16 protein-coding genes are annotated in these 20,075 nt (G+C 61.3%); 4 read left to right on the forward strand and 12 right to left on the reverse strand.

The window, feature by feature from the left end; translation table 11 throughout:
• Positions 1-2 precede the first annotated feature (2 nt).
• The 4 genes from HU730_RS10500 to HU730_RS10515 form a co-directional block, all read right to left on the reverse strand.
• On the reverse strand, positions 3-917 hold the full coding sequence (locus HU730_RS10500; protein WP_034125666.1) for a branched-chain amino acid ABC transporter permease: 915 nt from the start codon (positions 915-917) through the stop codon (positions 3-5).
• A 284-nt stretch (positions 918-1,201) separates the two neighbouring features.
• Positions 1,202-2,338, reverse strand: coding sequence for a branched-chain amino acid ABC transporter substrate-binding protein (locus tag HU730_RS10505; protein ID WP_057702608.1), 1,137 nt, complete (start codon positions 2,336-2,338; stop codon positions 1,202-1,204).
• Between the two features lie 374 nt (positions 2,339-2,712).
• Positions 2,713-3,996 (reverse strand): FAD-binding oxidoreductase, encoded by a 1,284-nt coding sequence (locus tag HU730_RS10510; protein WP_034125664.1) that lies wholly within the window; start codon positions 3,994-3,996, stop codon positions 2,713-2,715.
• Positions 3,997-4,140: 144 nt separating this feature from the next.
• Positions 4,141-5,631 (reverse strand): aldehyde dehydrogenase family protein, encoded by a 1,491-nt coding sequence (locus HU730_RS10515; RefSeq protein WP_019818294.1) that lies wholly within the window; start codon positions 5,629-5,631, stop codon positions 4,141-4,143.
• A 153-nt stretch (positions 5,632-5,784) separates the two neighbouring features.
• On the opposite strand from HU730_RS10515, the gene HU730_RS10520 reads away from it, so the two are divergent.
• The 3 genes from HU730_RS10520 to nadE all read left to right on the forward strand — a co-directional run bounded on the left by HU730_RS10520 (position 5,785) and on the right by nadE (position 8,869).
• Positions 5,785-6,675, forward strand: a complete 891-nt coding sequence (locus HU730_RS10520; RefSeq protein ID WP_186527417.1) for a LysR substrate-binding domain-containing protein — start codon at positions 5,785-5,787, stop codon at positions 6,673-6,675.
• A 148-nt stretch (positions 6,676-6,823) separates the two neighbouring features.
• Entirely contained in the window at positions 6,824-8,038 is a 1,215-nt protein-coding gene (gene pncB / locus HU730_RS10525) for a nicotinate phosphoribosyltransferase (RefSeq protein WP_003188094.1), read from the forward strand.
• A gap of 3 nt (positions 8,039-8,041) precedes the next feature.
• Positions 8,042-8,869, forward strand: coding sequence for an ammonia-dependent NAD(+) synthetase (nadE, locus tag HU730_RS10530; RefSeq protein ID WP_014716685.1), 828 nt, complete (start codon positions 8,042-8,044; stop codon positions 8,867-8,869).
• Between the two features lie 136 nt (positions 8,870-9,005).
• Here nadE and azu read toward each other — a convergent pair whose 3' ends face one another.
• On the reverse strand, positions 9,006-9,452 hold the full coding sequence (gene azu / locus HU730_RS10535) for an azurin (protein ID WP_003188091.1): 447 nt from the start codon (positions 9,450-9,452) through the stop codon (positions 9,006-9,008).
• 333 nt (positions 9,453-9,785) lie between these two features.
• Between azu and HU730_RS10540 the strand changes: the two genes are divergently transcribed.
• Complete coding sequence (locus HU730_RS10540; RefSeq protein ID WP_034125662.1) at positions 9,786-9,968, forward strand: hypothetical protein; 183 nt, start codon at positions 9,786-9,788, stop codon at positions 9,966-9,968.
• Between the two features lie 131 nt (positions 9,969-10,099).
• Here HU730_RS10540 and HU730_RS10545 read toward each other — a convergent pair whose 3' ends face one another.
• From HU730_RS10545 to HU730_RS10575, 7 genes are all read right to left on the reverse strand, one after another.
• Positions 10,100-10,990, reverse strand: a complete 891-nt coding sequence (locus tag HU730_RS10545) for a transglutaminase family protein (protein ID WP_054896366.1) — start codon at positions 10,988-10,990, stop codon at positions 10,100-10,102.
• Positions 10,990-13,476, reverse strand: a complete 2,487-nt coding sequence (locus HU730_RS10550; RefSeq protein ID WP_186527416.1) for a circularly permuted type 2 ATP-grasp protein — start codon at positions 13,474-13,476, stop codon at positions 10,990-10,992. The genes HU730_RS10545 and HU730_RS10550 overlap by 1 nt, the downstream gene beginning before the upstream one ends.
• Positions 13,477-13,670: 194 nt before the next feature.
• Complete coding sequence (locus HU730_RS10555) at positions 13,671-16,961, reverse strand: transglutaminase family protein (protein WP_186527415.1); 3,291 nt, start codon at positions 16,959-16,961, stop codon at positions 13,671-13,673.
• A 187-nt stretch (positions 16,962-17,148) separates the two neighbouring features.
• Positions 17,149-17,598: a hypothetical protein gene (locus HU730_RS10560; protein WP_060764588.1), complete on the reverse strand. Its 450-nt coding sequence runs from the start codon at positions 17,596-17,598 to the stop codon at positions 17,149-17,151.
• Positions 17,595-18,515 carry a hypothetical protein gene (locus tag HU730_RS10565; RefSeq protein ID WP_034125657.1) on the reverse strand — a complete coding sequence of 307 codons (921 nt, stop codon included), beginning with the start codon at positions 18,513-18,515 and terminating at the stop codon, positions 17,595-17,597. Before HU730_RS10565 ends, HU730_RS10560 begins: the two co-directional genes overlap by 4 nt.
• Before the next feature lie 166 nt (positions 18,516-18,681).
• Positions 18,682-19,131, reverse strand: coding sequence for a hypothetical protein (locus HU730_RS10570; protein WP_186527414.1), 450 nt, complete (start codon positions 19,129-19,131; stop codon positions 18,682-18,684).
• Positions 19,128-20,060, reverse strand: coding sequence for a hypothetical protein (locus HU730_RS10575; RefSeq protein ID WP_014716676.1), 933 nt, complete (start codon positions 20,058-20,060; stop codon positions 19,128-19,130). The genes HU730_RS10570 and HU730_RS10575 overlap by 4 nt, the downstream gene beginning before the upstream one ends.
• Between the last annotated feature and the right edge of the window lie 15 nt (positions 20,061-20,075).

Here is a 20,075-nt window from a genome sequence, read left to right on the forward strand (position 1 = left end):
GTTTACACCTTCGCCACGAGTGGGCGACCAAGCAGGCCCTGGGGACGGAAAATCAGAATCACCACCAGCAGGGAGAAACTGAACACGTCTTTGTAGTCAGAGTTGATCAACCCCGCGAACAGCGACTCGGAGATACCGAGGATGATCCCGCCCAGCATCGCCCCAGGCAGGGAGCCGATGCCGCCGAGTACCGCCGCGGTAAACGCCTTGATGCCGATGATGAAGCCGGCATAGAAGTCGAAGGTGCCGTAGTTGAGGGTGATGAGCACGCCGGCCAGGGCGGCCATGGCGGCACCGATGACAAACACGTAGGAGATCACGCGGTCGGTGTTGATGCCCAGGATCGAGGCCATCTTGCGGTCTTGCTGGGTAGCGCGGCACATGCGGCCGAGCTTGGTGTATTTGATGATGTAGGTGAGCAAGGCCATGCCGGCAAAAGCGGCGACCAGGATGAACACTTTGGTGTAGGTCAGTTGCACGAACCCGGTGCCGATATCGACGCGCCAGGCGCCGGCCAGCAGGGTGGGAATGCCTTGTTGCTTGGCGCCCTGGGCGATCTGCGCGTAATTCTGCAGGATCAGGGAGATACCGATGGCGCTGATCAGCGGTGCCAGGCGGGTGGAGTTACGCAGGGGTTTGTAGGCGACACGCTCAATCACCCAACCGTACACGCCGGTGACGACCACGGTGAAGATCAAGGTACCGAGAATGAGCAGCGGGAAGGATTCGATGCCGAAGTAAGCCAGCAGTGCCAGACTGATCGCCGCGAGGTAAGCGGAAATCATATAAACCTCGCCGTGGGCGAAGTTGATCATGCCAATGATGCCATAGACCATTGTGTAGCCGATGGCGATCAGGCCATAGACCGACCCGAGGGTCAGGCCGTTGACCAGTTGCTGCAGGAAAATACCATCCATAACGCAATCTCACGCGGTGAGCACCTGCACACCGGTGGGTGTGCGGCGCTTCTGGAGGAAAAGACAGGTTTGTTGCAATGGAGCAGGCAACCACGCCCTCTGTGGGAGCTGGCTTATGTGGCGAGGGAGCTTGCTCCCGCTGGGCTGCGAAGCAGCCCCAAACTGGGCAATCGAGATACATCAGATGTATTTCGGTAAGCGGTTGGGAGTGCTACGCACTCCAGCGGGAGCAAGCTCCCTCGCCACAGCAAGCCCCCCTAACCTTAGGCCCGTGGTGCTTGTACTTACTTCTGCTTTTCCAGCTGATGGTATTTGCCGTCTTTGTCCCACTGGTAAACCACGTAGTCAGAGACTTTCAGGTCGCCCTTGGTATCCCAGGCTTTTTCGCCCATGACGGTTTTAACCGGGTTGGCCTTGAGCCACTTGGCAGCGTCTTCGCCCTTGTTGGACTTGGCACCGTTGAAGCCGGCGGCCAGGGCCTGGATCGAGGCGTAGGCGTACAGGGTGTAGCCTTCAGGCTCGGTGCCGTTCTTGCGGAACTCTTCCACGACCGTCTTGCTGTCCGGCAGCAGGCGCGGGTCGGCGCCGAAGGTCATGTACACGCCATCGACGTACTGCGCGCCGCCGGCGGTGGCTACCAGTTCGTCAGTGACCACGCCGTCATCGGACATGAACTTGACGTCTTTCAAGCCCGCTTCACGGATCTGGCGCACCAGTGGGCCGGCTTCCGGATGCAGGCCGCCGAAGTACACGACGTCGGCGCCCAGGGAGCGGATCTTGGTGACTAGGGCGCTGAAGTCTTTCTCACCTCGGGTCAGGCCCTCTTCCAGCACCGGCTTGACGCCGCGCTTGGTCAACTGGGCGGCGGTGGCGTCGGCCAGGCCTTTGCCGTAGGTGTCCTTGTCGTTGATCACCGCGACTTTCTTGCCCTTGAGCACGTCGACGATGTAGTCGCCGGCGACGATGCCTTGCTGGTCGTCACGCCCGCACATACGGAACATGGCGCCCAGGCCGCGTTCGGTCACTTGTGGGTTGGTGGAGCCTGGGGTGATGGCGATGATGCCCGCTTCGTCGTAAACCTCAGACGCCGGGATGGTGTTGGATGAGCAGAAGTGCCCGACCACACCGATCACTTTGTCCTGGTCGGCCAGGCGGTTGGCCACGGCCACGGCCTGCTTGGGCTCGCAGGCGTCATCGCCCGCCACCAGTTTGATCTGCTCGCCGTTGATGCCGCCGGCCTTGTTGATAACGTCGGCTGCCGCCTGGGCACCCTTCATGTACTGCTCACCGAAAGCGGCGTTGGCACCCGTCATCGGGCCCGCCACACCAATTTTCACATCAGCTTGAACAAACGTAGAAACACCCAGCGCCGCAGCAACGGCGAGGGCAAGAAAACCTTTCTTGTAAAACGTCTGGGACATGAGTGGTGCTCCGATATTTTTGATTTTTGGCACGACAACTTGCATTCAAACCTTTCACCGAAAGCTCAGAGCAAGCCGCGTGCCATTACTTTTTTATTCTTCAAAAAGACACGGTGTCATTGTTATTACAGGCGTTTCGACGCCTTTTGCCAGGACGTGCAACCGTCTAGCGTCTAGAGGTGCAACCAACACTTCAAAAAAGTACAACCCTGGCAGGTCGCACCTGCAACCACAGGCATAAACGACAGTTCCTGCAGCTGTAACAATGTGCGTAACGGAACTGCACATTTACAGTGCGTGATTGCTACGACTTGCACCAATACAGATGGGTAGCCTGCTAAGAAAACGCAGGCTTTTGAGGGGTATTTCGCTGATCAGATCACGATCCTCAGGCATTGCCCGGCGTGATAGAGCGAGAAGCCGGCTTCATACAGGCAGCTGCGCAAGCCCACCGCGGCCAAGGGTTGCATGGGCGTAAAAGGGATCGGCAAGGCTTGGGTGTCCTGGTGACACAGGTAGTCGGCAAACGCCTTGCCCACCACGCTGCCGGTGGTCACCCCGCGTCCGTTATAACCGGTAACCGCCACCAGGCCGGGGGCCGGTTCGAACAGGCGCATCAAGTGGTCGGGAGTGAATGCGATGCAGCCGGTCCAGGTGTATTCCCACTGCACCGGTTTGAGGTACGGGAAGTAGTGTTGCTGCACCCGATCGGCCCACGCCTTGAGGAACCACGCCGGTTTCTGGTTGCCGTTACCCAGGCTGCCCAGCAACAGGCGGCCATCGGCATCGCGGCGAATGCTGCTCAGGACCTGGCGCGTGTCCCACGAACCCTGGCCGCCGGGGAGGATCTGCTTGGCCGCGTCATCGGTCAGCGGCGCCGAGGCCACCTGATAGTAATAGCCGGGGAAGAAGTTACGCCGCAGTTCGGTCCATTCGCCTTCGGTGTAGGCGTTGGAGGCGATCACCACCTGCGCGGCCTGCACCGCGCCCTCGGCGGTCTGCACCGACCAATCGGCGCCTTGGCGTTCAAGCTGGGTGACCGGGGAATGATCGAACAACTGCCCGCCCAACGCTGCGGCGGCATTCGCCAACCCAGTGGTGTAGGCCATGGGGTTCAAGGTGCCGGCGCGCCGATCCAGCAACGCGGCGGCGATTTTCCGGGTACCGGTGGCCTGCTCGCAGGCCTGGCCGGTGAGTAACTCAACCGGTGCGCCACGGCGTTTCCACTGCTCCTCACGGCTGCGCAAATCCGCCTCGCCACGGGCGTTGTGCGCCATGTGCAAGGTGCCTTCACGGCGCAATTGGCAGTCGATGTTGTACTTGTCGATCAGGCTGAACACCAGGGACGGCGCCGCACCCAACATGCGGTTGAGTTGGCTGCCCACCGCCGTGCCGAAACCGGCCTCGATCTCGTCCGGTGGAATCCACAGGCCGGCGTTGACCAGCCCGACGTTGCGCCCCGAACCACCGTGGCCGGTGCGATGGGCCTCCAGTACGGCGACGCTTTTACCCTGTTCCAGCAAATGAATGGCCGCCGACAAACCGGTGATGCCGGCGCCGATCACGCACACATCCACCTTGACCGCGCCCTTGAGCGTGGCCCGGTCCGGCCGGCCTGGGGTGAGGTGTTCCCATAAACATGTTTCGCGCAGTGCCATTGCCAGACTCCGGGATGAATTCACCACCGCTCGTTCCCGCGCTCTGCGTGGGAATGTAGCCTTGGACGCTCCGCGTCCGCATTGTCGTGACGCGGAGCGTCACAGAATGCGTTCCCACGCAGAGCGTGGGAACGATCAGTCTGGTCAGTCGAACGTGATGCCTTGTGCCAGAGGCAGCTCCAGCGAGTAGTTCACGGTATTGGTCTGCCTGCGCATATACCCGCGCCACGCATCCGAGCCCGATTCACGCCCGCCGCCGGTTTCTTTTTCACCCCCGAACGCGCCACCGATCTCCGCGCCGCTCGGGCCGATGTTGACGTTGGCAATGCCACAGTCGCTGCCCACCGCCGACATGAACTGCTCGGCTTCACGCACGTCAGTGGTGAAGATGCAGGATGACAAGCCTTGTGGCACGGCGTTGTTCAGGCGCAGGGCTTCGGCGAAGTCGGTGTAGCCGACCACGTAAAGAATCGGCGCGAAGGTTTCGCTGCACACTACGTCGCTTTGCTCGGGCATTTCCACGATGGCTGGCGATACGTAGTAGGCGTTGGGGAATTTGTCTTGCAGTTGGCGCTTGCCGCCGAACACTTTGCCGCCTTCGCTCAAGGCTTGCTCAAGGGCGTCCTGCATGTTGTCGAAACTGTGCTTGTCGATCAGCGGGCCGATCAGGTTGCCTTCCAGTGGGTGGCCGATGCGCACTTTGGAATAGGCGGCCTTGAGGCGGGTGACGATTTCTTCCTTGACCGACTCATGGGCGATCAGCCGGCGCAGGGTGGTGCAGCGTTGGCCGGCGGTGCCCACCGCGCTGAAGAGGATGGCGCGCACGGCCATGTCCAGGTCGGCGCTTGGGCCGAGGATCATCGCGTTGTTGCCGCCCAACTCAAGGATGCTGCGGGCGAAACGCGCGGCGACTTTGGGTGCCACTTCACGGCCCATACGCGTGCTGCCGGTGGCGCTGATCAGGGCAACGCGCGGGTCATCCACCAGCGCAGCGCCGGCGTCGCGGCCGCCGATGATCACTTGGCTGAGGTACTCGGGGGCGCCGTCGAATTTTTTCAGTACGCGCTCGAACAAGGCCTGGCAGGCCAGTGCAGTGAGCGGGGTCTTTTCCGACGGTTTCCAGATCACCGCGTTGCCGCACACCAAGGCCAGCGCGGTGTTCCACGCCCACACGGCCACGGGGAAGTTAAAGGCGCTGATCACGCCGACCACGCCCAGCGGGTGCCAGGTTTCACGCATATGGTGGCCGGGGCGCTCGGAGGCGATGGTCAAGCCGTACAACTGGCGCGACAGGCCGACGGCGAAGTCGCAGATGTCGATCATTTCCTGCACTTCACCCAAACCTTCCTGGGTGATCTTGCCGGCCTCCCAGGAAACGAGTTCGCCCAGGTCGGCCTTGTACTCGCGCAATACGTCGCCGAACTGGCGCACCAGCTCGCCACGTCGCGGCGCCGGCACTTTGCGCCAGGCTTCGAATGCATGCTCGGCGCGACTGACCTGTTGCTCCACCTCGGCGGCACCTTCCCAATGGACGCTGCCGATACGGCTGCCATCAATCGGTGAATGCACGGGTTGTTTCCCAGCCTGGTACAGCGCCGGGTTTACCCCGAGACGATCAAGCAATGCGGCAACCATGGGTCACTCCTTCAAATCTGCGTAGAAAAATCGCGCCGCTGCTTGCACGGCGATCCTGAGCCTATTTGTAGCTGGCCCAAGACTTGCCAACAAACGACGATTAGGCGAGATATCATTCCCTTTATTCATGCAAAGAATAAAAAGAGGCATGCCGTGCTGAACAAAAGATATTTGCCCTCGATCACCGCCCTGCAGTGTTTCGAAGCGGCCACCCGCCACCTGAGCTTCACCCGCGCCGCCGAGGAACTGAACCTCACCCAAAGCGCGGTGAGCAAACAAGTAGCGCAGCTGGAAGAGCTGTTACAACACTTGCTGTTTCGCCGCGTGCGCCGCCGCTTGCAGATGACTCCAGCGGGCGACCTGTACCTGGTGGAAGTGCGCAAGATCCTCACCCAAGTGGAAATGTCCACCCACTACCTGCGCTCCTACGGCGGTGAAACCGAAGTGCTGCGCGTGTCCACGCCCTACACTTTTGGCGCACGCTGGCTGGTGCCGCGCCTCAAGGGTTGGCGTTTGCGCCACCCGCAGATCCACCTGGACCTGTGCAACGAACAGGAGCCGGACGAGTTACTGCAAGGCAAGGCCGACATGGCGTTCTATTTCGGCCAGGGCGCACGCCCCGGCACCGAGAGCCTGAAATTGTTCAGTGAAGAGCTGGTACCGGTGTGTTCGCCCGACAGCCTGCCCGCCCAGCCCTTCACCGACCCCACACAACTGAGCGAGCTGGTGCTGCTGCAAAACGCGTCACGGCCCCAAGGCTGGCATGACTGGTTCGCCAGCCAGGGTTTCCATACCGAGCACAGCTACCATGGGCCGCGGTTCGACACGTTTTATATGTGTATTCGTGCGGCGCAGGTGGGATGCGGCGTGGCGCTGTTGCCGCGTTTTCTGGTGGAGGAGGAATTGGCCGAGGGCAAGTTGGTGATCCCCTGGCAACATGCGATGCCAAGCCAGGATGCTTACTACCTGGCGTATCCTGAGCATTCGGCGGAGGTGCCCAAGGTGCGCGAGTTTGTGAAGTGGATGATGGAGCAGGTGCTTTAGCGCCTGGAGAATCGCCATCGCAGGCAAGCCAGTGGCCTTACTGAAAAAATCACTGGCAAAACCCCACAAGTCTATGCGCCACTAACCCCCTTCCTCAATTGTGCGTAAAGGCCGGCCTCCATCGCCGACCCGTCTGGAGATTCCCGTTATGAGCGAGAGTGTGTTTGCCGATCGCATCGTGCAGAACCTGCTCGACACCGACTTCTACAAGCTGACCATGATGCAGGCGGTGCTGCACAACTACCCGAACGTGGAAGTTGAATGGGAGTTTCGTTGCCGTAACAGTGAAGACCTGCGCCCTTACCTGGCGGAGATTCGTTACCAGATCGAGCGCCTCGCCGAGCTGAGCCTGAGCCCCGATCAATTGGGTTTCCTGGAACGCATCAGTTTTATGAAACCGGATTTTCTGCGCTTCCTCGGGCTGTTTCGCTTCAACCTGCGGTATGTGCAAACCGGCATCGAGAACGGCGAGTTGTTTATCCGCCTGCGCGGACCGTGGCTGCATGTGATCCTGTTTGAAGTGCCAATGCTGGCCATCGTCAGCGAGGTGCGTAACCGCTACCGCTACCAGACCGTGATCCTTGAACAGGCCCGCGAGCAGCTGTATCGCAAGTTCGACTGGTTGACCGCCAACGCCAGCAGCGATGAGCTGTCGGAGCTGCAAGTGGCGGACTTCGGCACGCGCCGGCGTTTTTCCTACCGGGTGCAGGAGGAAGTGGTCAGCGTGCTCAAGCACGATTTCCCTGGGCGCTTTGTCGGCACCAGCAACGTGCACCTGGCGCGCGAATTCGATATGAAGCCGCTGGGCACCATGGCCCATGAGTGGATCATGGCCCACCAGCAACTCGGCCCGCGCCTGATCGACAGCCAGATCGCCGCCCTTGATTGCTGGGTACGCGAGTACCGTGGCCTGCTGGGTATCGCCCTCACCGATTGCATCACTACCGACGCCTTCCTCGGCGACTTCGACTTGTACTTCGCCAAGCTGTTCGACGGCCTGCGCCATGACTCCGGTGATCCGATCCAGTGGGCAGAAAAAGCCATCGCTCACTACCACAAGCTGGGCATCGAACCGATGAGCAAGACCCTGGTGTTCTCCGACAGTCTGACATTGCCCAAAGCCTTGGAAATATTCCGGGCGTTGCGCGGTCGCATTAATGTGAGCTTTGGCATCGGCACCAACCTGACCTGTGATATTCCAGGGGTGGAACCGATGAGCATCGTGCTTAAAATGACCGCCTGCAATGGCCAGCCCGTCGCGAAGATCTCCGATGAAGCGGGCAAGACCCATTGCACCGACCCGAATTTTGTCGCCTATTTGCGTCACGTTTTCAAAGTACCTGCCCTATCCAGCAAGGAGTGAATCATGCAAGCCGTACAGCGTGAGATTGCACAACAGCTCAAGGTGCAAGCCCCGTTCAAGGACCAGGCCGCACTCGAAGCCGAGGTTGCCCGGCGCGTGGCCTTTATCCAGGACTGCCTGCGCAATTCCGGGCTCAAGACCCTGGTGCTCGGCATCAGTGGTGGTGTCGACTCCCTGACCGCAGGCCTCTTGGCCCAACGTGCGGTGCAGGAACTGCGCGCCAGCACCGGCGATGAGGCGTACCGCTTTATCGCCGTGCGCCTGCCCTACGAAACCCAGTTCGACGAGCACGACGCCCAGGCCTCGGTGGACTTTATCGAGCCGGATGAACGTCACACCGTGAACATCGGCCCGGCGGTTAAAGCCCTGGCCAATGAAGTGGCCGCCTTTGAAGGCAAGGCCGCGGCGTCCCGTGACTTCGTGCTGGGCAACACCAAGGCGCGCATGCGTATGGTGGCGCAGTACACCATCGCTGGCGCGGCCGGTGGCCTGGTGATCGGCACCGACCATGCGGCGGAAGCGGTGATGGGCTTCTATACCAAGTTCGGTGATGGCGCGTGCGATCTGGCACCGTTGAGCGGGCTGGTGAAGCATCAGGTGCGGGCCATTGCCCGTCACTTTGGTGCGCCGGAATCGCTGGTGGAGAAGGTGCCGACCGCTGACCTCGAAGACCTGTCGCCGGGCAAGCCGGACGAGGCGTCACATGGGGTGACCTATGCCGAGATCGATGCGTTCCTGCAGGGGGAGCCGGTGCGTGAGGAGGCGTTCAGGATTATCTGCGAGACCTATCGCAAGACTGAGCACAAGCGGGTGATGCCGTTTGCGCCTTGAGGTGAACCCGATGGTTTTGCATTGATTGTCAGATCGCCATCGCAGGCAAGCCAGCTCCCACACTTGACCGGATTCCAACATGGGAATGCGGTCGAATGTGGGAGCCGTCTTGCCTGCGATGAACGGTAACGCGGTCTTACTTCAGGACCACAGCACCTTTCATCATCGAGATGTGGCCTGGGAACGAGCAGAAGAAGCTGTATTTCTCATCGGCCTTCAGCTTGGAGACGTCGAAGGTCACCGAGTCTTTCTCGCCGGCACCGATGATCTTGGTGTGGGCGATGATGCGCTCATCACCGGCTTTCAGGTAATCCTTGTCGATCCCCGCAGCCATGCCGTCGGTTGCCACCGGTTGCATATTGGCTTCGGTAGTCAGCACCCAGTTATGGCCCATCACGTTCTTGGGCAGGTTACCCGAGTGAGTCAGCTCAACGGTGAACTGCTTGCAGCTCTTGTCGATGGTGATTTCTTTAGTGTTGAACGACATTTGGTCGGTGGAGTCGACAGTGACCTTGCACTCTGCAGCAAGCAACTGGCCGCTCGCCAGAGTCAGCAGGGAAACAGCAACGAGTTTGGCAAACATGTGAATCTCCAAGGCAGGGTTTTAAAAACGCGGATTGCGGTAAGGGTGCCTCAATCAGGCTTGAGTTCTTATGATCTGAATCAACAGATTGTATACAACTTTAGGCTATCAGCTTCATCAACACAATCAACCAGCCAAACTGCCGCACCCTGATTATGATCGGCACATCACTCACGGGAGTTCATGCCATGCACCTCAATCACCTGTTCAATGGCCTCCTGGCTGCCTACGCCTGCGGTAAGTGAAAGCAAACGCCCCCCCGAAGCTGCTACCATGACGACCCGAGGCAGCTGCGCGCCGCCCACCCTCACCTTCGACCCTAGAGGATCGCCCATGGCCAAACCTAATTACTCCTTCGCCAAACGTCAGAGAGACTTGGCCAAGGAACAGAAGAAAGAGGAAAAGCTGCAACGCAAGAAAGCCGCTGCTGAGGAAGAAGCCGGCGCGCTGAACCCGGATGCCGAAGGTGAAGCGGCACCTGACGAGACCGAAACCCCGAAAGCCCCAACTGAATGATCGTTCCCACGCTCCGCGTGGGAATGCAGCCCCGGACGCTCCGCGTCCCGCACCAGGCTTGAAGCCAGCGCAAGGGTGACGCAGAGCGTCACAGCAGGCATTCCCACGCAGAGCGTGGGAATGATCGTTTTTCACTCCAGCGGCATCACCGTCACCCGCACCTCCGGGTCGTGGCTGCCTCCCCCCAGAATCACCCCACGCAACGGCGACACATCGGAGAAATCCCGGCCCCAGGCCAGGGTGATGTGCTCCAGCGCCGGCTGCACATTGTTGGTCGGGTCAAAATCCACCCAGCCTGATACCGGGCAAAACACCGAGACCCACGCATGGGACGCATCCGCGCCAATCAGCCGTGGCTGGCCGGGCGGTGGCTGGGTCAGCAGGTAGCCGCTGATATAGCGCGCCGCCAGGCCCCGCGAACGCAGGCAGGCAAGCATCAGGTGAGCGAAGTCCTGGCACACGCCGCGACGGCGCTCCAGCACTTCAACCAGCGGCGTGGCGACCTGGGTGGCTTCGGCATCGAAGGTAAATTCGCTGAAGATCTTCTCCATCAATGCCTGCGTGCCCAGCAGTAAAGGCTCGCCGGGCGGGAAGCAGCTTTCGGAGAACTCGACGAAAGTTTTCTTCAGATGGACATAGGGCGACTCGAAGCGATAACGACAGGCTTCGATCAGTTCGGAGCTCAATGCCTGGCTGCTGTAAGTCAGGCTGTCGCGGGTGTGGTCCCAGGGCGGCGACCGCTGGAAGTCCAGAGCGGGTCGCGCCAGCACTTCCACGGTGAGCCCGGCGTTCACCAGCAATTCATCATGGGGCCGTTCGAACGCCAGGCGAGTGATCGGGTTGCCGAATACGTCCAGTTCGTCGCGGCGCGAGGTGGGTTCCGGGCTGATATCCAACTGCTGCCAGGTGCACTTCTGCCAGGCGCACGGCCTTGGCCAGAGGTGCGCCAGTTGCTGGGCCAGGGACACCGGGCTGTCATAGTGGTAATGGGTATCGTGGAAAATCTGGTAGCGCGCGCTCATTACACCGACACCGTTTGCTGGCTGACATCATCCACGTGGGCAAAATGGCGCAGCGCCAGGCGATCCGACACTTGCCCGCTTTCATCGGCCACCGCTTGCAACAAGTCGGCCAGGCCGTCCAGCGCGGCACGCACGCTGGTTTCGCCAAACAGGCCGTCCTCCAGGCAGCCCAGGTCAAAACGCGCCAGGCGCTCGACCAACGGCGCCAGCCCGGTTTCACGGGGCACGCCAAAATCATCATTGAGACGGCGCAGGGTGCGGCTCACCAACTTGAGCTGGAACAGCACCGCATGGGGGTTCTGCTCGTCGAACAGCAGCAGGTCGAGCACCGGGATCAACTGCGGCACCGCCAGGTAGCGCGAGCGGTAGGTGATGCTGCTGTTGCCCAGCTCCAGCAACCATTCCAGCCCGGCCTGATCGAACACCGCCACGCCACGCAGGAACGCCGCAAGGCTACTGCTCAGAAATTGCAGACGCTCGATGCGTCGACCCATCATCAAGAAGCGCCAGCCTTCATCGCGGGTCATGTCGTCCAGGGCAAAACCGGACAGTGCCGCCAGGGACATCACCAGGCGGTTGAGAAAGTCGAGCAGCTCGCCAAAGTCTGCAGTGTCGCTTTCCAGTTCCATGGCTTCGCGTTGCAGCTCCACCAGGGCCTGCCAGTTTTCCCTGGACAACTTGCCGCGCACCTGGGACGCCGCCCACTGCAGACGCTGCAGGTTGGCGCGCAGACTTGAAGGCCAGTCATCACCCAGCAAAGCGGCGAGCAGGCGCTCAGGCAGCTCGCCCTCCTCAGGCAACAGGCGCAGGCTTTCGCCGAGTTCGACGGCGGCCTGCAACGCCAGCGGATCGTCGCCATCGACATACCGCGCCAGCACAATGCGCAGCCAGCGCGCACTGTCGTCGCAGCGCTCGCAGTAACGACCGAACCAGAACAGGTTTTCCACCACGCGCGAGGGCAGATAGGGATCGCGGCGCACCAGGTCATAGGCGCCAATGGTGCGTTGGGCGCGCCACTGCTCGCCACCCGGCACACGTTCGCCGAGTACCCAGGTGTCCTTGCTCGCCCCGCCGCGCTGCATCGACACCACCTCGGCATCGGCGTCGGCCGCCACGCGAGTCAGGCCGCCGGGCAGTACCCGATAACCGTCTTCACTGGCCACGGCGTAGACACGCATACCAATGGCACGGTGTTGCAGGTGGTCATCCACGGTGTGCCATACCGGCGCCTGAGACAGTTGCGCCAGCTCTTGAGCGACATAGGCATAGGGCCGCGCACGCATGCGTTCAGCCAGGGCCTGGCGCTGTTCGTCGTCAAGGTCGCGACCAAACACCGGGGCGAAACTTTGTGAGGGAAATGCCGGCTTGATCAGCAGCTCCGGGAGTTTTTCCAAGGCTTCGGCAAGCACCGGCGCTTCGCCGCACCACCAGGTGGCAATCGACGGCAGGATCAAGGCTTCACCGAACAAAAACTCGTTGATCTTGGGCAAAAAGCCCAGCAACCCCGGGGACTCCAGCACGCCGCTGCCCAAGGCATTGGCCACCAGCACATTGCCTTGGCGTACGGCGTCGAGCAGGCCCGGCACGCCGAGCGCGGAGTCGGTGCGCAGCTCCAGCGGGTCGCAGAAATCATCATCAAGGCGACGCATGATCGCGTGCACCCGGCGCAGGCCGCTAAGGGTTTTCAGGAACACGGTGCTGTCGCGCACGGTGAGGTCGCCGCCCTCTACCAAGGGGTAGCCGAGCTGGCGCGCCAGGTACAGGTGTTCGAAATAGCTTTCGTTGAAACGCCCCGGCGTGAGCAGCACGATCAGTGGCGGCTGGTCATCGCCAGGGGCCTGACGCGCCAGGGTTTCCTGCAGCGTGCGAAAGAAACCGGTGAGGTGCTGCACCTGCATATCCCGGTACAGGTCCGGGAAGGCGCGGGACACGATGGTGCGGTTTTCCAGGGCGTAGCCGGCGCCCGACGGGGCTTGGGTGCGGTCGGCGGTGACCCACCAGCGGCCATCCGGCGTGCGCGCCAGGTCGACCGCGTACAGATGCAGGAACGCCCCGTCAGGCGGCTGAATGCCCTGGCACGGCCACAGAAAATTGTTATGCCCGAACACCAGTTCGGCGGGCAGCAAGCCTTCCTTGATCAAGCGCTGCGGGCCATACAGGTCGGCCAGTACCGCATTGAGCAGGCGCGCACGCTGGGCGATGCCGGCCGACAGTTGCTGCCACTCCTCGGCCGCCAGCACATGGGGCAACAGGTCCAGCTCCCAGGGGCGGTCGGCCCCCTTGGGGTCGGCGTAGACGTTGTAGGTCACGCCGTTTTCCTGGATCTGGCGCGTCAACAACGCCCGGCGCTGGGCCAGTTGTGCGGGCGTGCTGCGTTGCAGGTGATCGAACAAGCGCCGCCAATGGGCACGCACCGCGCCGCTGGCGTCCAGCAGTTCGTGATAGGTGCCCGCGGTGAGCGGGTAACGGTCGAGCAAGTCGGACATGGAACGCTCGGCAGAGGCAAGGGAAGTCAGGTTAACTCAAATTCACTACGATCCAATGTGGGGGGCTGGCTTGTTGTGGCGAGGGAGCTTGCTCCCGCTCGACTGCGCAGCAGTCGCCTGCTATTGGGGGCGCTTCGCACCCCAGCGGGAGCAAGCTCCCTCGCCACAAAAGCCCTCCCACACTTGGATCATGTTCATTCCTTATTTTTTGTGAAACGCCGCAAATCCAGGGTCATTGGCAACTCATCGTTTACCGTTACAGTCGGCACCACAAGCTTGCCCGGGCTATGCCCCAAGCGGAAAAACCGCGCCATGCGCCGGCTCTCCGCCTCATTGGCATTCACCGGCAGGCTGTCGTAATTGCGCCCGCCCGGGTGCGCTACATGGTATTGGCAGCCGCCCAACGAACGCTGCATCCAGGTGTCGAGCAGGTCAAATACCAGCGGCGCATGCACGGGGATGGTCGGTTGCAGGCAGTTGGCCGGTTGCCAGGCGCGGTAACGCACGCCCGCCACGAACTCGCCGACGCGGCCGGTCGGTTGCAGCGGCACCGGCACGCCATTGCAGGTCAGCAGGTAGCGTTGCGGTGGCAACCCGCTCAACTTCACTTGCAGGCGCTCCAGGGACGAATCCACATAGCGCACCGTGCCACCCACTGCGCCCTCCTCGCCCAGCACATGCCAAGGCTCCAAGGCCTGGCGCAGTTCCAGTTCGATACCGCTGACGGCGTAGTCGCCCACCTTGGGGAAACGGAACTCCAGATGCGCCGCGAACCATTCGGCACGCAGCGGGTAACCAGCCGCGTTCAGCTCGACGATCACGTCGGCAAAGTCCTGCTCGATAAAGTGCGGCAACAGGAAACGGTCATGCAGTTCAGTGCCCCAGCGCGCCAGCTTCGGCGGCGCATAGGGCTCGCGCCAGAACCGCGCGACCAGCGCCCGCAGCAACAACTGCTGGGTCAGGCTCATGCGCGCATGGGGGGGCATTTCAAAGGCGCGCAGTTCCAGCAGCCCCAGGCGGCCAGTGGCGCCGTCGGGTGAGTAAAGTTTGTCGATACAGAATTCGGCGCGATGGGTATTACCCGTCACGTCGATCAGCAGGTTGCGCAACAGGCGATCCACCAACCACGGCGGGCACTCCTCGCCCGGTGCAGGCATCTGCGCGAAGGCGATTTCCAGTTCATACAGCGCATCGTTGCGCGCCTCATCTACCCTGGGCGCCTGGGAGGTGGGGCCGATAAACAGTCCGGAGAACAAATAGGACAACGACGGGTGGTTGTGCCAGTAGCTGATCAGGCTGCGCAGCAGGTCCGGTCGGCGCAGGAAGGGCGAATCCTTGGGCGTCGCACCGCCCAGTACGAAGTGGTTACCGCCACCGGTGCCGGTATGGCGCCCATCGATCATGAACTTCTCGGTGGTCAGGCGGGTTTGCCGGGCCTCTTCGTAGAGGAATTCGGTGCGTTCTACCAACTCGTCCCAGGTGGCGGACGGCTGTACGTTGACCTCGATGACACCGGGATCTGGCGTGACCCGGAAATTGCTCAGGCGCGTATCCGCTGGCGGCTCGTAGCCCTCCAGCAGTACCGGGCAATGCAGCTCTTCGGCGGTGGCCTCAATGGCAGTCACCAGCTCCAGGTAATCCTCGATGCGCTCCAGCGGCGGCATAAACAGGTACAGGCGGCCTTCCCGTGCTTCGGCGCACAGCGCGGTACGGGTCAGCCAGTCGGCGGACTCGTCGACCTTGGGCACACGCTCGTCGTCCGGGGCCGGCTCGCCATGGCTGCGCAATTGCGCCGCAGTGGGAAGCTCGGGCTGGTCCTGGTTCGGGTCGGTGGGGTGTATGAACGGATACTCAGCCGCCGTCACCCAGGGCTGGGAAGCCAAGGGCAGCCGGTAACCCAGCGGCGAATCACCCGGCACCAACCGGCAATGGTTGTCGCGCAGGTACCAACGCCCACTCTGCCAGCGGTCATTGGCCGCAGTACGTGCCAGCGGCAGCACCTGGCCGATGACTTTATCCAGGCCCTGGCTGAACACTTTGCGCAGGCGCTCACGCTCCAGGTCGTCGCTCAGGCGCGGGTCCTGGGCGGTGACGTTCTGGGGCAGCGCCCCTTCGCGCCACAGGTAGTAGAAATTGTCCTCGAACGCCGGGAACACAAAGCGCGCCGGCAGTTTCAGGCGCTCGGCGACGCTGGCCAGGAAACGCCCGGCCATCACCCCATCGGCGCCGTAGTCTTCTTGCTCATCGGCGATCAGTGCGCTGTTGTGCCAGATCGGCACGCCGTCGCGGCGCCAGTAGCAATTGAGCGACCAGCGCGGCAGTTGCTCGCCGGGGTACCACTTGCCTTGGCCGAAATGCACCAGGCCCTTGGGCGCATAGTGCTGGCGCAGGCGCTGGAACAGCTCGGCCGACAGGCGACGCTTGTCCGGGCCCAGGGCTGCGGTGTTCCATTCGGCGCCGTCTGGGTCGTCAATAGAGACGAAGGTCGGCTCGCCGCCCATGGTCAGGCGTACGTCGTCCTTGAGCAGGTCGCCGTCGATCTGCCGGCCCAGGGCCTGGATCGCCAACCATTGTTCTTCGGTGTAGGGCTTGGTCACCCGTGGCGCTTCCCAGATGCGCTCCACCGACATCTCATGGGTGAACTCGCATTCGCACGGCTCAACCAACCCACTGATGGGCGCGGCAGACGATGGATCGGGGCTGCAGGCCAAGGGGATATGCCCTTCACCGGCGAACAACCCGGACGTGGCATCCAGGCCAATCCAGCCAGCGCCGGGCAGATACACTTCGCACCAGGCGTGCAGGTCGGTGAAGTCCACCTCGGTACCGGACGGGCCGTCGAGGGCTTTGACGTCGGCGGTCAGTTGAATCAGATAACCAGAGACAAATCGCGCCGCCAACCCGAGGTTGCGCAGCAATTGCACCAACAACCAGGCCGAGTCGCGGCAGGAGCCGGACGCGTTTTCCAGGGTAAATTCCGGGGTTTGCACACCCGGCTCCATGCGAATCAGGTAACCGATATCGGCGGCCAGGCGCTGGTTGAGGCCGACCAAGAAATCCACAGCAGGCAGCGGCGTGCGGTCGATACCGGCCAGGTACGCAGCCAACCTTGGCGTCAGCGGCAAGGTTTCCAGATACGGCGCCAGCTCGCGCTGCTCATCGGCGGCGTAGCTGAACGGGATTTTTTCGGCGTAGGGCTCGAGGAAAAAATCGAACGGATTGAACACCGCCATCTCGGCGACCAGGTCGACCTCAATGCGCAACTCGTCAGTCTTTTCCGGGAACACCAGGCGCGCCAGATAATTGCCCTGGGGGTCTTGCTGCCAGTTGATGAAATGCTGCTCGGGCAACACCTTCAGCGCGTAGGACAGTATCCGCGTACGGCTATGGGCCGCCGGGCGTAGCCGCACGATCTGCGGGCCGAGTTCAACTGCACGGTCGTAGCGGTAATGCGTAACGTGGTGCAACGCGACATGAATCGACACGGCGGCCTCCTGCGAGCCAGGGCATAAGCACAACGCGCGCAAGACTTATGCCACAGCAGCAGTCATTGCACTAAAACGTCAGGCCCGGTGCAGTACAGCACCAAAACAGCGCCAACGTTGTGGCTATGGTGCAGGCGCTGCACACATTTGTAGCGCCGGGCTGAGGGCAGGTGGTGAATCTACCCAATCAATGGTGTTTGTGTTGGGCAATCATGGCCTGGCGCAGGCGGCGGACTTCGACCAGTTTCTGGCGCATTTCACGGTGGCGTTTGCTGTTGAACAGCAGTAGCCCAATTAATGGAAACACCAGGCTCAAGGCATATACCACCCCGTTCGGTTGATCATTGAGTGTTGGCAATACACCCAGAAAGCATACCCCCAGCAGCAACACTAGCGGCCAAATCCATTGGGGACGCCCGCGTGCGATCATGAAATTGCAGTGCACAATGACTAGCGTGAGTGCGATACCCGCCAGGAAGGAGTATTTGGCATTATCTGCCATGGACAGGCTTGGCATATAGCTATCGAAGAACACCGGAACCGCAAACACGAGGGTGAAAATGCAGACGAATATCGCCCCCATAAAGACGGGGAAATACGTCGACAGAAAACTGCGAATGCTAGGCAGCTCGTTCATTGTTCGGCCTCCTCATACAGACCTATGGCAATTGTGCGTACGTTCCCTGACACCGCACTACCGGTAAAACCGATGGCTGCGCCCAACGCGTCCTTGATCTGCGTGACCGTTGCATGCTTGACCTCGGTGGGCGTGAACCGCTTAGGCAACTCGCCCGACAACTGCTTTAACTTGATCATCTTGGACGTCAAGCGTGGGTCGTTGATGCTCAGCAGCTCTTTGGTCAACTTGGCGCGCTCCTGTCGATTCAGGCCCCTGAGCACCTCTCTCACACTTTTCCCGGTAGAGGCCTTATTCAGCCGCACCAGCTTGACCGTTGCCAATGCCGATGAACCCACCCCAACCAACGACGCCGCATCCAGGGCAATCATGGTGTATTGGTACCACTCCTCACTGTCGAGCTGATCATTGCGCGCGGGGTTGCGGATCTCATTGACGGTGCGATAGCCGCTGGCAAAGCACTGCACAGAACTGGCTGCCGCGGCCGTATAGCCGAGCGCCACGACCACCGAACTGGCCCCCGCCGAAAACGGAACTGCGACGGAACCACTGAGCACCACGATCCAACCGATAACCGCGCCGGCACACGATAGCGTGGTATTGACCGCTTCGCCCACCAAGCGGGACTCACGCGGATTGTCTTGCACCTGCTGAGCGAATTGCGTTGGCGCGATGTACTTCTGCGCCTCACGCAGGATCAAACGCTTGGGTGCGATGCTGCAGATGGGCTGAAATTCGCGCAGGGTGACAACGTTGAAATCGGCATCGATATACACAACACCTGCACCGACAATGGCGGGGTCTGCATCGATGGCGGCGAACAGCCGTGGCAGGTTGATCAGGCTCTCGATACGCTGGCGCGCCATAAATTGAGAGCGGTTGGAATCCATGCCGATGTTGAACAAGGAGCTGCCCATAAGTGTTCTTCCTTGAAATTGAGAGTGCCGCGACCGGCCTCATCGCAGGCAAGCCAGCTCCCACACTTGAAATGCATTCCCCTGTGGGTGCTGGCTTGCCTGCGATAGCAATCTAATGGGCGCCACCCTAACAAACAGGCCACCCACCGCCAATAAATCTACAGAATCAACGGGCTTTGCGTTGCGCAATGGCCGCTTGGCGCAGATGGCGGATTTCGAGCAGCCGCTGGCGCATTTCACGATGGCGCTTGCTGTTGAGCAGCAGCAAACCCAGCAGCGGAAACAGCACCGCCGAACCGTACACCAGGGTATTGAGGCCGTATTGAATCATCGGCAAAACGAACAGCAGGCAACACACCAGATAGCCCGCCACCAGCCGGGTCGCCCAGGGGTACCCGCGTGCAATCATCACATTACCAAACACCAGTACCGCTACCAGCACCAGTATTGCAGCCCCGGAGTAGTTGGCCTTGAGCGACGGTTCAACCCCGCGCAAATAGGTTACGCCCGCCGTGGACACAGCCACCGAACCAGAGAAAATCGCCATGAAGATGGTGCCCATGAACACCGGAAAATAACGCGCAAGGAAACTGCGCCTATCGGGAAACCCCTTCATTCCGTCAGTTCCTCATACAGGCCAATGGCAAGCGTCGATGCCGAGCCAACGTGACCGGTTCGATAGCTGCCCCAGATACCCAACATGCCGCCCAAGGCGTCCTTGAGCTGGGTGAGCGTGGCATGACGAATTTCCGTGGAGCTGTAGCGCTTGGGCAACGTGCCGGCGCGCTGCTGCAACTTGAGCAACTTGGGGGTCAGGCTTGGGTCTTTGAGACTGAGCAATTCCTGGGTCAACTTCTTGCGCTCCTGGCGATTCAAGCCCTTGAGCAATTCATACCAGCTCTTGCCCAACGCAGCGGCTTTTTTGGCCTTGAGCAGCCTTAATGTGGTGAAGGCTCCCGTTCCGATCCCGACCAACGACGCGGCATCGAGAATCGGTGACACCGCGCCATACCACTGGGCGTCGTCCATGCGGTCGTTGGCATCTGGGTCAAGGATCTCGTTATAGGTCCGGGCCACGCCAAACCCGCACTGAGCGCTGCTGGCCAGCGCCGCCGTGACACCGATACCCACCACAAAAGCACTGGCACCGGCGGTGAACGGTACGGCGACGCTGCCACTGAACACCACGATCCAGCCGATCACCGCCGCCCCACAGGAAAGCCCCATGTCAAAGGCCTCCTTCTGGAGGCGCCCTTCACGGGGGTCGGTCTTCACCTGCTCGACAAACTGCGCCGGCGAGATGTACTTCTGCGCCTCGCGCAAAATGACGCGCTTGGGTTTGATGCTGCAGATGGGCTTGAATTCGCGCAGGGTGATCACGTTGAAGTCGGCGTCGATGTACACCACGCCAGCGCCGACGATGCTGGGGTCGGCGTCAATGACGGCGAACAGCCGCGGCAGGTTGATCTGGCTCTCAATGCGCTGGCGCGCCATGAATTGGGAGCGGTTGGAGTCCATGCCGATGTTGAGCAAGGGGTTGCCCATAAGTGTTCTTCCTTG

The organism is Pseudomonas sp. SWRI22 (assembly GCF_014268395.2).
GTDB lineage: Bacteria > Pseudomonadota > Gammaproteobacteria > Pseudomonadales > Pseudomonadaceae > Aquipseudomonas > Aquipseudomonas paracarnis.